This is a genomic window from Verrucomicrobium sp. 3C, from assembly GCF_000379365.1.
Lineage (GTDB): Bacteria > Verrucomicrobiota > Verrucomicrobiia > Methylacidiphilales > Methylacidiphilaceae > Methylacidimicrobium.
In genome coordinates, this window is record NZ_KB901875.1 from 43,141 (window position 1) to 55,874 (window position 12,734).

General features: G+C 60.4%; 13 protein-coding genes and 1 pseudogene. 2 read left to right on the top strand and 12 right to left on the bottom strand.

The window, feature by feature from the left end; genetic code table 11:
* Positions 1-441 precede the first annotated feature (441 nt).
* The 5 genes from A37A_RS0100300 to A37A_RS20945 form a co-directional block, all read right to left on the bottom strand.
* Positions 442-2,292, bottom strand: coding sequence for a cbb3-type cytochrome c oxidase subunit I (locus A37A_RS0100300; RefSeq protein WP_051076263.1), 1,851 nt, complete (start codon positions 2,290-2,292; stop codon positions 442-444).
* Between the two features lie 259 nt (positions 2,293-2,551).
* Complete coding sequence (locus tag A37A_RS0100305) at positions 2,552-2,908, bottom strand: hypothetical protein (RefSeq protein WP_018289559.1); 357 nt, start codon at positions 2,906-2,908, stop codon at positions 2,552-2,554.
* 198 nt (positions 2,909-3,106) lie between these two features.
* Positions 3,107-3,379, bottom strand: coding sequence for a DDE transposase family protein (locus A37A_RS0100310; RefSeq protein WP_020493805.1), 273 nt, complete (start codon positions 3,377-3,379; stop codon positions 3,107-3,109).
* A complete protein-coding gene (locus A37A_RS20940; RefSeq protein WP_231363703.1) occupies positions 3,380-4,003 on the bottom strand; it encodes a hypothetical protein in 624 nt (207 codons plus the stop codon).
* A gap of 77 nt (positions 4,004-4,080) precedes the next feature.
* Positions 4,081-4,497 carry a Druantia anti-phage system protein DruA gene (locus tag A37A_RS20945; protein ID WP_018289561.1) on the bottom strand — a complete coding sequence of 139 codons (417 nt, stop codon included), beginning with the start codon at positions 4,495-4,497 and terminating at the stop codon, positions 4,081-4,083.
* 446 nt (positions 4,498-4,943) lie between these two features.
* On the opposite strand from A37A_RS20945, the gene A37A_RS0100325 reads away from it, so the two are divergent.
* Positions 4,944-6,332, top strand: coding sequence for a dihydrolipoyl dehydrogenase (locus A37A_RS0100325; protein WP_018289563.1), 1,389 nt, complete (start codon positions 4,944-4,946; stop codon positions 6,330-6,332).
* On the opposite strand, the gene A37A_RS20950 is transcribed toward A37A_RS0100325, so the two are convergent.
* The 3 genes from A37A_RS20950 to A37A_RS0100335 all read right to left on the bottom strand — a co-directional run bounded on the left by A37A_RS20950 (position 6,305) and on the right by A37A_RS0100335 (position 8,023).
* Complete coding sequence (locus A37A_RS20950) at positions 6,305-6,742, bottom strand: DDE-type integrase/transposase/recombinase (RefSeq protein WP_018289564.1); 438 nt, start codon at positions 6,740-6,742, stop codon at positions 6,305-6,307. The two genes, A37A_RS0100325 and A37A_RS20950, sit on opposite strands and share 28 nt — an antisense overlap.
* Before the next feature lie 318 nt (positions 6,743-7,060).
* Positions 7,061-7,183, bottom strand: a complete 123-nt coding sequence (locus tag A37A_RS21665; RefSeq protein WP_255324838.1) for a hypothetical protein — start codon at positions 7,181-7,183, stop codon at positions 7,061-7,063.
* Between the two features lie 435 nt (positions 7,184-7,618).
* Positions 7,619-8,023: a GNAT family N-acetyltransferase gene (locus A37A_RS0100335; protein WP_018289565.1), complete on the bottom strand. Its 405-nt coding sequence runs from the start codon at positions 8,021-8,023 to the stop codon at positions 7,619-7,621.
* A 1,087-nt stretch (positions 8,024-9,110) separates the two neighbouring features.
* Between A37A_RS0100335 and A37A_RS21935 the strand changes: the two are divergent.
* A pseudogene (locus tag A37A_RS21935) lies at positions 9,111-9,441 on the top strand (AbrB/MazE/SpoVT family DNA-binding domain-containing protein).
* 72 nt (positions 9,442-9,513) lie between these two features.
* On the opposite strand, the gene A37A_RS19775 reads toward A37A_RS21935, so the two are convergent.
* From A37A_RS19775 to A37A_RS18665, 4 genes are all read right to left on the bottom strand, one after another.
* The gene (locus tag A37A_RS19775; protein ID WP_020493808.1) at positions 9,514-9,864 is read right to left on the bottom strand and encodes a hypothetical protein; all 351 of its coding nucleotides are present in this window, start codon (positions 9,862-9,864) and stop codon (positions 9,514-9,516) included.
* A gap of 152 nt (positions 9,865-10,016) precedes the next feature.
* Entirely contained in the window at positions 10,017-11,027 is a 1,011-nt protein-coding gene (locus A37A_RS0100370) for a lipopolysaccharide assembly protein LapB (protein WP_018289570.1), read from the bottom strand.
* 30 nt (positions 11,028-11,057) lie between these two features.
* Positions 11,058-12,239 (bottom strand): ISL3 family transposase, encoded by a 1,182-nt coding sequence (locus A37A_RS0100375; protein WP_018289571.1) that lies wholly within the window; start codon positions 12,237-12,239, stop codon positions 11,058-11,060.
* Positions 12,240-12,483: 244 nt separating this feature from the next.
* The coding region (locus A37A_RS18665) for a zinc ribbon domain-containing protein (protein ID WP_155996569.1) at positions 12,484-12,734 on the bottom strand (251 nt) is incomplete at its 5' end.

Genomic DNA, 12,734 nt, shown 5'->3' on the forward strand with positions numbered 1-12,734 from the left:
ACAGAGTTGAGTTGATCGATATAGCACCAGAGAAACACCACAAGTAACACCAGCAGTGAACCAAGCGCAATGGCCACGAGGTAATGCACAGCCTTCTTTTCCCAAACAAAGTGCATCAGGATTCCCAGGACCAGGATCGCCTGCGTTCCGGCGACGACCAGCCCGACCCCGATGTTTCCTTCGCCGAGAGGGAGGTAGGAGGCGGCAACGTTGATTACGGCAAGTAGGTGTTAAAGAGCCTCAGCGGTACGTTCAGCAGGTGGTGCGGTCAATGGGTCGCTCTCATGCGGAGGAAGATGTTCGCCGAGAAGAGGCGGCAGAAGAGCATGAACTCCGCAGCCAGGCAAACCCAGATGCCGATCTTCGCGTTGTACGAGCGCGTATCCGGCTGCGTGGTGTGGCGTACAGGATTTCCAGTTCCATCCCTTGATTCGTTTTCCGTTATGCAGAGGAAAGTTTTGGTTCCGCGACTCTGCTTTCTTCCCGCTCCCATTGCGGCAGAAAATCACGAGAGGCTCCAGGAACACTATATTCGTAGGCATCACGATAGACCTCCACGGGATGGAGGAAGTTCCCGTGTCCCGGAGGAGTGGGAGTGGCCCACTCAAGAGTAGTCGCTTGCCATGGATTGTCCGATTCGACCTTCTTGCCTCGCCATATGCTCCAGAAGAAGTTGATGATAAATGGAATCTGCCCAAGCGCAAGAATCCATGCCGAGATGGACATCACATGGTTGAGCCAGAGCACGGGCTGCGCCATCTGCCAGCCGGCTCCTCCATCGTACCAGCGACGATGCACTCCGGCGTACCCTTGGATCAGCATGGGGAAGAAGATCCCGTTGAAGAAGATGATCGTCATCCAGAAATGCACCTTTCCCCAAAACTCGTTCAGCATCCGCCCGGTTGCCTTGGGGAACCAGTAGTACATCCCGGCAAAAAGCCCCATGAGCGCGGCTGGGGCCATCATGTAGTGGAAGTGGCCGATCACGTAGTAGGTATCATGGAGCACCATGTCCGAAGCGCTATAGCCGAGTGGCAGGCCGGTCAGGCCGCCGATTCCGAACATCGGCAGCCAGGCAAGGGCGAAGAGCATGGGAGCCGAAAACCGGATCGATCCACCCCACAAAGAAAGAAGGAGTACCGTTCCCAGTATAATCGACGGAATCGAAATCATTATGGTGAAAACCTGAAAGAAGATGCTGACGCTCTGTCCCATGCCGGTCATGTACATGTGATGGGCCCAGACAAGCAGCGAAATGAAGCCGATCGCGAGCATCGAATAGACGAACATCTTGTAGCTCCACAAGGGCTTGCGCGTGTTGTTCGCGAACACCTCGCCCACGATCCCCATGGATGGCAGAATCGTCACATAGACCTCGGGATGACCGAGAAACCAGAAAAGATGCTGCCAGAGTAGGGCCGAGCCGCCCCCGCTCGCCGGCCAGGGGCGGCCTCCGACGACAAGGCCGTCGGGCGAGAAGAAGCTGGTTCCGAAAAGCCGGTCCATCAGCTGCAGGATCGCCGCCGATTCGAGCGGCGGAAATGCTAGGAGCAAGAGAAAAGCCGTGACCAGCTCGGACCAGACAAAGACGGGCAGCCGCATCCACTCCAGGCCGGGGGCACGAAGCTGAATGATCGTGGCAATGATATTGATCGAGCCGAGGAGCGATCCAGTAATGTTGAAGACCATGCCGATCAGCCAGAGAGTCTGCCCGTTGAGAATCGGTTCGAAGCCCATTCCCGTATCGGCGATATCGGCCAGGGGAGGATAGGAGGTCCAACCCGATTTTGCCGCTCCGCCAGGAACCAGAAAGCTCACGAGCATGATCACCACACCCACGAAGTAGCTCCAAAAGCTCGCCATGTTGAGGCGAGGAAAGGCCATGTCCGGCGCGCCGAGCTGCAACGGGACGATGAAGTTGCCGAAGCCGGCGAAGAGCGCGGGAACGACCGCCATGAAGATCATCATCGTTCCATGCATGGCGCCGAAGGAGTTGTAGAGATTCGGGGTCATCACGCCACCGGGAGCCATGTTGGCGCCGAAGACCGCCGTCAAGAGCGGACCAATCACCGGCACGGGCTTTCCAGGGTAGGAGAGTTGCCAGCGCATCACCACCATCAGACCAAAGGCGAAGAGGGTGACGAACAAGGCGGTGATCATGTACTGGATGCCGATCATCTTGTGATCGGTGGAAAACACGTATCGCCTCCACCACGAAAGTTCGACCTGGTGTTCGTGATGGCCAGACTCCCGCGCGGTGACCGTGCTTCCGACGCCTTGCGATCCTTCCATCGGATCTCCATGCTCGTTCTTTTCCTGGGGCATTCTGCTCCTTTCTTAAGAAAGAGTTTAGCGCTAGCAAAACGTAATTACAACCAGGTTAATGTAACGGCACGCGCTTTTGCGAATTTGTATTCTCCGGTTTCCTGCGGAACTTCATCCTCGTTCTTCGATTTTCGAGCGAAGCTGCGATTGCAGGCGACTCGTCTCCTTCTTGCTTTCCCTCGAGAAACGGACCCTGGATCCAGCAGACTGGAAGTCGCCGAGACGCCTAGGGCTGGACTTCGGCGTCTTCGATCAGGTTATAACCGTCGGCGCTGACCAGCTTGCCCTTGACGGTAACCCACTCCTTCTTGGTGATCTCCTCGGCTTTTAGCGGCTTATGCTCTCCAGAGAGTATATAGAGCTTGCCATCGTCCCCCTTGAGTCCCACCGGCAATCCCAAGCTGATGCATTTCCTTGCGCAGCTCCAATGCTTTTCTCCGGCTGCCCCATGGTCGAGGTAGCAGTAAAGATCCACAATCTCCCCTTTGACGGTGACCTCTTGCTTTTCCTCCGCTCGAAGACCCATCACTCCGGCGCAAAGCAGGAGTGCCCCGCACAAAATGCCTTTTCCGATACGCATCATCCCTTCCTTTCTTTTCCTGCTGCGAATGGATCAACCCTAGACCGATTCAGCGAGCCGATCACTAGGGGAATAAAAATCGCATCAAAGAGATGTCAAACTCGCCGTGTCAGGTCTCGGATGCTTACGAGCTGTTTTTTGGAAGAGCTGCGGATGAGTTTGCTGCCATGTTTTGAGGGCCAGGGTCTTTTGTTTTGGAGTTCATGCGGCGGCGAGGATGGCCAGACATTGTGGAGGGGTGGAGCAGAATCGTTCGCCGAGGCGTTTGGAGAGGAGCGAGAGGAGGGCGTTGCGGATGAGCGCCAAGTCGGCCGGCAGGTTGGGCTGGCGGGAGCGGGAACGGTCTTCGCCCATCCGGGCATCGCGTCGCCAATGGTTGCCGATTTCGGCTCCGCCCCAATGTCCTCGGATCCAGCCCAACCATTCTGGAACGAATACGGATCCGGTGGCGCGCTGGAGAGGTAGCAACGGCACTCAATGCTGGTGAGACCATCCTTTTTCTTCGTGCGCTGGCTGCGCACCACGATCAGGGAGCGGGCAAAGGGGAAGTCGACGGCCAGGGGCTCGATGGAGAAGGCATGGAGCTGGCGGATTTCGACCCGGCCATGACCGGCTTGGTTGTCGGTAAAAAGGGGGGTCGGGTAAGGCGTCCAAGGCTTGAGCCTCTTGGAGCAAACGAGGCTGGTTTCCCTTGATCCCGTACAAGTAATCGTCCTCTTTTTCGACGATGAGACGGGCCTGGCGCCGCTGGCGGTGCAACGGGTCGGCGGTGATGATTTTGCCATCCAGGGCCGGCAGCTTTTCCAGCAGCGCCACCGCCGCGCTTTGTTCGCAACGGGGCGTGCCCTGCTTTTGGTCGTGGACCGCCACCGCTTGCGGCGCGCCATCCTCCTGTTGAGCCAAGGTCAGGAGGCCATTATGATGACGAATCATTTTGCCGTCCAAGGCCAGCGCCTGTGGCAGCGTGCCGCTCTGTCCTCGCAACCAGTCGGTGAGCCTGGAAGCGAAGGCTTCGGGATCCATGCGGGTGGGCACCTGGTAGAAGACACTGTAGCCGGGAACCGGATGAAAGCCTCCGGTGGCCTTCTTGAGCGGCAAGCCCAATCAAGGTCAACACCGGCCCGACCGGATAGTGGGCGTTCTTCTTGCGCGGATCGGGCGCTTTGCAAAAGACCTCAAGCAACGATTCGAGCTGTTGGGCGTTGACCGGCAGCGTGCCCGAGGGCCTCGCGCTCAAACCGGCGCGGCACTCTTCGGGTAATTTGGGCCGCCCGCAACGTTTGCCGCGCTTGCGCCGAAAGAGGACGCAGCCAGAGCCGCTTGGGCCGGTCATTGGGCAGGTAAAAATCGGCCCGATGGCGGCTGTAGCCTACCGCCTCCCAGTTGCTCGCCTTGTAGCAGGTCTCCGCGTATGCCTCCGGATCGGTGAAGCTCTCGGCCAAAAGCGGAGTGTAGCCAAAGCGATCCCGCCACTGCCCCGGCAACGCCCGCAAGGCCGCTCCCAAAGCTTGGGAGGCCAGATTGGGCGCCTGCCCCTTGGGAGTGAGCAGCAGAAAACCCCGGTTTTGTATGATCAACTTGAGCCGTTCCATCCGCTATACGGCGCTCCATCCAATCCACTGATCCCAATCCTTGAGCGCGTAGCAGGCCGGCCTTCCAAACCAGCAGCGCCACCGCCTCCCCATCTTGGGCAATGGCCTAGCACAAATCCTCGCCCATCGACCGCCCTGCCCCCAGATAGTGGCGTTCCTTCCACTGCCCATCGAACCATCCGACTTCTTCGGGAGAACTGGCAATCGAAGCTCGCAACCGGCAATTTTTACCCCGCTGTTCCTAAATGGAAAAGCTGTTTCATCGAGCCTATCGCATCGAAAAATCGCTTCGTGTTTAGCCTTTTTTTCCTCCCTGGCACAGAATCACTTGGCCGTTCATAAAGGCCCTGGATCGAGGGACTCTCTTCCCTATATTGGGCTTGCGCTTACGAGCCTGTGTAGAAGAATCGCGAAACGTCGAGCACTTCGGCGCTGGAGGCAATGACATGACAATCGAATCCAATATCGACGTGATGATCCTCGGAGCCGGGGGAGGCGGATATCCCGCTGCCTTTCGTCTCGCCCAGAGCGGCCGATCGGTCGTCATGGCCGATCCGATCGGGAATCTGGGCGGCGACTGCTTGGCGGAAGGATGCGTTCCCTCGAAGAGCGTACGGGAAGCCTCCCTCGCCCGCACTTGGCCGGACAAGTATCCCCTCTTCGGCTTGCGGGGAACGAAGCCGGAGGTCGATTGGTGCGCTGTTCTCGCCCACAAGGACCGGGTCCAGTCCCTCCGCTACGCCCAGCATCGGGCCCAGATCGAAGCATCCTCGTTGGTTTTCCACAAAGGAGTCGGACGCATCGTCGACGAGCGGACGGTCGAAGTGGCCGCTGCGCACGGAGAACTCCACCGCTACCACGCCAAGCACCTGATCCTCGCGACGGGCTCCCGACCTCATGTCCTTCCGATCCCGGGTGCGGAGCTCGCCGTCACCTCACACGACTTTTTCCGGCTCGGCGCCGATCTCCCCTTCCCTCGCCGGCTGGTGGCGATCGGAGCGGGATACATCGGCCTGGAAACCGCCTCGATGCTCCAAAATCTCGGCGCCGAAGCCACCGTCCTCGAGGTCACGGGCGAAGTCCTCCCGGGGGTCGATCCCGAAATCGCCCGCTTCCTCCACGCGGCTCTTGCACAGCGGCTCCGCATCCTCGTCAACGCGAAGGTCACGGCCATCGAGCGGGGGGCGTCCGGCGATCTCCTCGTCCGCTACGAGCAGGCGGGAGAGGCGAAGTCGATCGAGGCGGACTGCGTGCTGATGGCGACGGGGCGCGAGCCCGTCCTTCCTGAAGGCGTCTCGATCCTCGGCCTTCCGGTGAAGGGGAAGATCGACGTGGACGACCGGCTCCGCACGAAGCATGAGCACATCTATGCTCCGGGTGATGTCAACGGCCGGAGCATGCTCTTCCATTCCGCAGTCTACCAGAGCCTCGTCGCCGCCGACGACATTCTCAGCGAAGGACGCGGCAACAAGACGATGGATTTCCCGTCGGTCCCCTTCACCGTCTTCACCGAGCCTGAGGTAGCCTGGGTTGGACAGACCGAGGCCGAGGCCGCCCGTGAGAATCTGGCGACCATCGCGTCGACCTACTCATACAAAACCGACACGCGAGCCCAGATCTTCGGCGAAGACGGCTTCCTCAAGCTGCTCTTCGAAAAGAAGACGGGGCGCCTGATCGGCGCTCAGATCGCCGGGATCGAAGCTGCGCAACTGATCGCGCCCCTGGCGCTAGCGGTTCGGCAAGGCACGACCGCGGAGATCCTCAGCTACATGGCCTTCCCGCATCCGATGATCAGCGAAGGAATCAATCATGCCGCGCGTGCCGTCGGGCTTTGACGGGAGGCTATGGAAGCACGCGATGGGGACTTGTGAGGGAAGTCCGTCCCATATGGTTCGAGCTTTGCGGAACAAAAAACGAGTAATCTGTCGGCCTTAGCTGCCAATCTTCCGTTGAAGCGCTCCACCATGCCATTGGTGCGAGGCGACTTCGGCTTGGTCAGGCGGTGCTCGATTCCCAATGCTTGGCAGAGCGCGTCGAACTCATGGGATCCGGTGGCATCCTTGGGTTCTTGGCCGAAGACGCGATCGGTGAACTCCTCGCCGTTATCGGTGAGGATGGTTTGGATTTTGACGGGTGCCGCTTTGGCCAGCGCGTGGAGGAAGCTGCGGGCGGCCGCTGGGGTCTTTGCACGCTTGACCGCCAGGAAGACCCAACGGGTCGCTCGGGTCCTTGGCGACGAAGACATAACGGCGAGAAGTCTCGTCGGCCATCTGGAGCAGGTATTTGAGATCCACAGGAAAATAGCCCGGCAGGTAAACTTTAACGGATTGGGTGGGATTGATCGGTTTTTCCGGTTGAGGCAACCGCGAGGGGCCGAGGGCACCCGCAGGAGCCGACCCAAGGCCGAGCGGGTCATGGAGGGTTCGATAAATTCGCGGATGACGGCCAGCAGATCGTCCAGCGGCAGCCGGAGCTGCGTACGCAAGTAGATGACCAGCTCTTCCTGTCCCGCATTGAGTGTCGTCGGAAGATGATGGGGAGGTATGGCTGGCGTCCGCGGGCGTTATCCCGCTTCCGCCACCGACGAATCGTCCGCCGAGTTACGCGAAACTCCGTCGCCAACTCGTAATCGCTGCCCGTTGCCCGCCAGAATCGCCGTGCGGATCGCCGGCGTGGTCGTTCGCATTCTTGTGCAGGATGATTCTCATACTTTTACCTCGGCTTTTCAGCTTGCCGCAACCTCCCGAAGCACCGCACGCCCGATCAGCAATGGACGGCGATTGGCTAGAAGGTGATCATGCGAACCCTGACACGTAGGCCAACGCGGTGGGCCCAGGAAGTGCCGAATTCGCTCTTGGAGGCGTTCGGCAGGTTGCAACTCGCATTCCCAAACGATGAGCAAGCCCCAACTCCGTTGGGGCAACGCGCTTTCGTTGTTGGCATCGCGCTCGTTATCCGAACTTCCGCTATGTAATGTCGCAACTGCTGCAGCAGAACGTTAAGCGTTCTTCGTTCTGCCTACATGGCCCATTTGGGCGGTCGAGCAAAGAGCGGGAGCAGGTCGAGTTCGATCACCTACCGTGCTCCGGCGTCATCATTCCGGATGCGGCGTACCACCGCCTCAGCGCGCTCGCGGTAGCGTCCAGCAGGAGGGGTGCTGGGTCATGCCGATCCTCGGGTAGTAGGACTCAGCGTTCGGCGCGGCCACCAGAATCAGTGTGGCGAGCGGACCGGCAAGCGCGTGCGTCTCTGCGATCAGCCGCCGGCCGATTCCCTGGCGCTGATACGCGACGTCCACCGCCAGATCGGACAGGTAACAGCAGAACGAAAAGTCGGTGAGCGCGCGAGAGATGCCGACGAGGCGGCCTGCGTCGCGGGCGGTGACGATGAGGTCCGCCTTGCGCAGCATGTGCTCTAGCCGAGCGAGATCCTCCACCGGCCGACGCTCGCCGAGGGTAGAGGTGATCAATACGTCGCGGAAGGCCTCGGCGGACAGTCCCGGTTCCTGGGCGTAGACGACCGGCACGGCGGTCTCCCGGTCAGGGGTGTGGAGTCACCGACTCTGCCAGGGCCGGAAGGTCCGTACACGCCCAGATTTGCGCTAATAGCTCCACTGCTCGCAGAACTCCTCGAGTATCCGCCTCTTCCCCTTCCTCTCCTGCCAAGAGCATCGCTCGCGCAGCCGACCAAGCACCTCGTCCACAACCTGTTGACTCATCTCCATGATCTCCGTGGTTCTTCGATGTCATTTTTTATGAATCAACGACCCTCTTTTGCCCGCCCGCGTCCCTCCGCTTCGGTGTCAAAATTTATGAATCAATTCGCAAGCCGCGTCAAAAGCCACATTTCGCCTGGCAGCGCGGGCCGCTGTGGTTACCCTGACGCTATGCGAGTCAGCCCATTCATTGTCGGAGGAGTGGCCGCCGGAATGTCGCGCGGCGTTGGCGGGGCCATACTCCTTCTGGCTTGCTGGCCTTTCCTCGTCTGTTCAGTGAACCCCGATGGCAAGACAGATTTCCTCCGAATTTAAGCTGCATCTATTATTTTAGTCACAGCAGAACAGCGCTGCCCTGTTGTTGCGCGGGGAGAATCCGGGTGGCGCCCCGAAGATCATCGTCGTCATGTTCTCGTAGTCGCGGCTGAGCGCATCGATCATCCCGCCGGCGGGCACGATCGCGAACGTGCGACGGATCGCCGAGGCGGCCCTTCGCTACCCATGGGCACGGAAGACAGTCCGCCTCTCCAGTCGCTCGCCGGCTCTCTTCCGTGGGGCCATGTTTCGAGTTCGAGGGCTTTGGAGCAAGATCGATGACTCCACCGCTGGTCGTTTGCAGAGCTTCATCGACCATTCCCTGCCCGCATAAGGCAGCGCTGCCGGCTACGGGTTTCCGACCGGTCTTCCGACTGGAAGAAAAGCGGGCGGGATCGCGTTCCGCGCCGAGCGTCCAGGGCGATCCAGGGAACCCCGTCGGACAAGGATCTTGCCGCAACCAGAGCGGGCAGCTCGCGTTCCGGAGTTACGCCGGGAGGCGTTTTCCCTCTTCGCTTGCTCGTTCCCGTTCGCATCGTCAGACAATCGGCGTCCCGGAAGCAACGATCCGGCGGCCGCCGCAATGTGGCTTCCACCTTGTCGGCAATGGAAAAAGCGTCCTTGCGCTTGCCGAGAACAGGAGGTTGCGACGGTGGCGCTGACGGTGACGGCAGAAAGGACAGGTCACGCTGAAGCGGGATTTGCTATGGCGGCTCGGGATCAAGCCGGGGGAACTGGTCGAGTTTGAAAATCTGCCAGCTGGCGAGTTGGCGATGCGGACGACACGGCCGACCGATGCGATTGATGGCTTTTTCGATGCCCTCGACGGTCGGGTGAAGCTGAAGAAGCCGCTGATGATCGGGGAGATCAATGACGTCGCGGCTGCCTGGACCAGCCGGCCGGGCGGCGAATGAAGAGCCCGCGTACCCCAGCGTACCGGCCCGCGGCGTCCTTCCGACGTCACCCAGTGCGGCGAGCCACCCGCCTCAAGGAAGCGAACCTGGATCGCCGTGTCCCTGCCGTCGCCGCGCGACCTTCCCTGGATATTGCGGCGGTGGACCCCAAACTGCCGAAAAAGGGCGCGTCGATTCCCATCCGGTCCCGCTGGGCGCGGGCCACTCCGCGATGGACCAGCCTGCCGTCTGGACGGAGAAGGCGTCATATTCTTCGAGATGAAGGCGGCTTCGCACCCAACCCCCTCCAGGTGTCGGGTTGCGCTCCCTTTCCTCTGCATCGAGCCGGTGGCCGCGGGAGCGGCGCCAGCCGACGCGTTTCCGAGTCTTCGGAAACTCCGCTCCGTGCCGCCGGCCTGTCCATTTGCTTCGTTTGCTCGTCATTCCCGCGGCTCCTCTCTTCAGTTTTGCCACCGGTCGGATTTTTGGGGAGCGCTTCATTCAAGGACGCTACATCGACGCGATGGTCCGGACGGTAGCGGAAAGGCGCTGGCTGGAGCTATCGACGAAACGCGCGGCTCAAGCAGCGTTATCCGCTATCCCGTGAGCGCATGCATCCACGGAAACATCGATCGGCCATCACGATCCTTTCGCTTCGCGACCACCGCTTCGGACACCCGATCGTCGATTTCCTCCACTACCTTCTCCATACGAGCGAGAATCTGTTTGCGCCGTTGGAAGTCCTGTTTCCAGAGAAGCTCTTCCATGCACGCGAGAAATGCGGCGCGTTCGAACAGCACCCGGGAATGGTTGTACAGCCAACGTAGGAAGGCGACGAATTCCGGCCGGCGGCGCCACCGATCCGCATAGTCGGACAGGTACTCCTTGGCGGTTTCGGGCTCCGCGAAGTTGGTCTCATGCCAAACCGCGAGGGGAGCGGGATCCGAGTTGCCGCAGAGAATCTCCGCGATGTACGGATTGGCGCAAAAACCCCGCCGCAACGCGGTCGCGGCCTTAACCCAGTCACCCTCCTCCATACGGAGAAGGGCCAGCTCATAGCAGTAGGGAGGAAAGTGCTCGCATTCCGACTCCAACAGCGCACGCGCCTTGTCCGTTTCGCCGAGGCGAAGGTATTCCGACCCGAGCATATAGCGGACGCCATGATTGTCGTTCGGGTTGTAGGCCAGCAGCCGCTCCATCATGCCGGCCGCATCTCGGTGGTTGCGAAGGCGCACATAACCGAGCGCAGCGCCATGCAGCGCACGAAGGAACGGGCGGTTGCCCAGGTGAGCCCATTGGATGTGCCCAGCGAAGCCTTCCGGGATAAGCCTCTTACCCACAGCGAGCCCACGGAGGTAAATGTCCAAAGCTTTCTTGGTTTTCCCCTGGTCATACAGGGCAAAGCCCAAGTGAGCATACCCATCGATGAAATCCGGGACGGCTTCCACCAGCCGTTCCAGCTCGGCCACATATCGCCGATCGCCCACTTCCCCGCGACGGCGCCTCTCCAGCGCTCGATCGAGCGCCTCGACGACGCGGTCGAAAGGATCGCTGGGATAGTCGAAGCCCCCTTCCTGACCGTCGACCACCTCGAAGCTCACCGGCATAATGCTTCTCCGACGGGCATCCTCCCTGTTTCAGGCGGTCAACGCGGAAACCTTCAACCTCGGCTTTCCGGCCTTGGGGAAAGCGGCGATCCGCAACTCGCGGAAGCTTCGGAACCCTACGGCCATCCTCTTGGCGAGCCGGATAGGGCCGCCTGTCGCCTCGATGAGGCGACCGGGCACGCGGCCGTGGAGGAAAAGGGCGCCGTCCAGGTGCTTTTTGATCGTCATGAAAAGCTTTCGAAAGGGAGCAAGCCGGCCGCGGTCGGCCTGCGGCAAGAAAAAGTTTAGCTCTTGAGGATCCTCTCGGGCAAGGCTCTCTTGCCAAGCCTCCCGCAGCCCGATGGCTCTTCCCAATCGGGGATAGGTGGCGCAAAGGGAAGCGCGCAGACTCTTCTGCTCCCCGCTCCGCGGCCATTCGTTGCCTCGCAGCGCCCAGAGGCTTCCTTTCGGCAGCAGCCCCTGATGCACGAATTCCTTGCGTACTTGGTCGACCGCCTCTCCCGCCATCTGCATGAAGTGGAAGCGGTCAAAGACAATCTGCGCCCTGGGGAAGTGCTCCTTGGCTCCGGAAATGTAGGAGGGGCTCATGTCCATGCAGATCAGCCCGATCTGCTCGGGACCCGCTCCGTGCTCCCGCATCTCCTTGGCAAATGCCTCCAAGGTCTCCTTCCCTTTGCCCTCCACCAGGAAGAGGAGCTTCCGGCTGTCCGCGTCGGTAACGGCGGTCACGTACCGGTGACCCCGCTTGCTGCTGGTCTCGTCGACCAGGATCCGCTTCACCTCGCTCCAATCCTCCTTCCGATAGGCCTTTTCCACGTAGTGCTCCAAGATTCTCCACGGCCGGGTATCCTGCTCCTTGAGCATCTCGGCCACCTGGGAAACCGGCATCTCCTGGGAAAGCATCAGGATGACCGCCTCCATCATCAGGGTAAACCCGCTCCCCGGTCTGGCCCAGGAAACTTCCGCCAACCGAACGCCGTGCTCCGGACAGTCCACCCGAGGAACCCGCGCAATCAACTCGGTCTTGCATTGCCAGAAGTTCACGTGCCTCCACCGCTTCTCCACCGTGTCGTGCGCGGGAGAAGGACGCCCGCATTCCGGACAGGGGAACCGATGGCCCTCTCGAAAATCGAGCCGGCTCTTCCAGGTAGGATCCGCCGGAGAAAGCTCGCTTCGAGTCACCTTCCATTCCGGACCCAACTGTAAGGCCATCGCAAATGCTTATTCACGTCCATGCCCAAAGAGCCGTAAAACGCCGCGAGCTTGGCGATTCGCCGTCAAGGACACTTCGACTTCGTCGATCCTCCTTGACGGCGGATTGCCCGATCAAAAAATCCGTCGAAGACGGATGGCAAGAACACCGTTTCTTGCCATCCCTCAATGGCAAATCTGCCTCCTCCGCCCATTCCATTCAGCGAAGAGCCGAGTAAACAACCCGCGACTGAAGTCGCAGGCTTTATCGTGAAGCGCAGACATGGTTGCCAACATCCGCACCTCCAACATTAGGCGTGCTTACGGCCGCCCTTGGCGGAACCATCGTTCCGCCAATCCGGGCAAGGTTCCGACTCGCGTTCAAGTCGCTATGCGCCCGGAGACCACAGTGAGGACACACGAACCGATGCTTCGTGCGTCTGCCCAATTGTTTACAAGACGAGCAGGTTTGGCTCGTGTAGGCCGGATCGACGTATTCGACCGCGATGCCGGCCG

Coding starts and splice junctions, on each gene's coding strand:
- A37A_RS0100300 (WP_051076263.1), bottom strand. CDS start 2,292: ATGGAAGGATCGCAAGGCGTCGGAAGCACGGTCACCGCGCGGGAGTCT.
- A37A_RS0100305 (WP_018289559.1), bottom strand. CDS start 2,908: ATGATGCGTATCGGAAAAGGCATTTTGTGCGGGGCACTCCTGCTTTGC.
- A37A_RS20945 (WP_018289561.1), bottom strand. CDS start 4,497: ATGGAACGGCTCAAGTTGATCATACAAAACCGGGGTTTTCTGCTGCTC.
- A37A_RS0100325 (WP_018289563.1), top strand. CDS start 4,944: ATGACAATCGAATCCAATATCGACGTGATGATCCTCGGAGCCGGGGGA.
- A37A_RS20950 (WP_018289564.1), bottom strand. CDS start 6,742: ATGTCTTCGTCGCCAAGGACCCGAGCGACCCGTTGGGTCTTCCTGGCG.
- A37A_RS21665 (WP_255324838.1), bottom strand. CDS start 7,183: ATGCGAACGACCACGCCGGCGATCCGCACGGCGATTCTGGCGGGCAAC.
- A37A_RS19775 (WP_020493808.1), bottom strand. CDS start 9,864: ATGACGAGCAAACGAAGCAAATGGACAGGCCGGCGGCACGGAGCGGAG.
- A37A_RS0100370 (WP_018289570.1), bottom strand. CDS start 11,027: ATGCCGGTGAGCTTCGAGGTGGTCGACGGTCAGGAAGGGGGCTTCGAC.
- A37A_RS0100375 (WP_018289571.1), bottom strand. CDS start 12,239: ATGGCCTTACAGTTGGGTCCGGAATGGAAGGTGACTCGAAGCGAGCTT.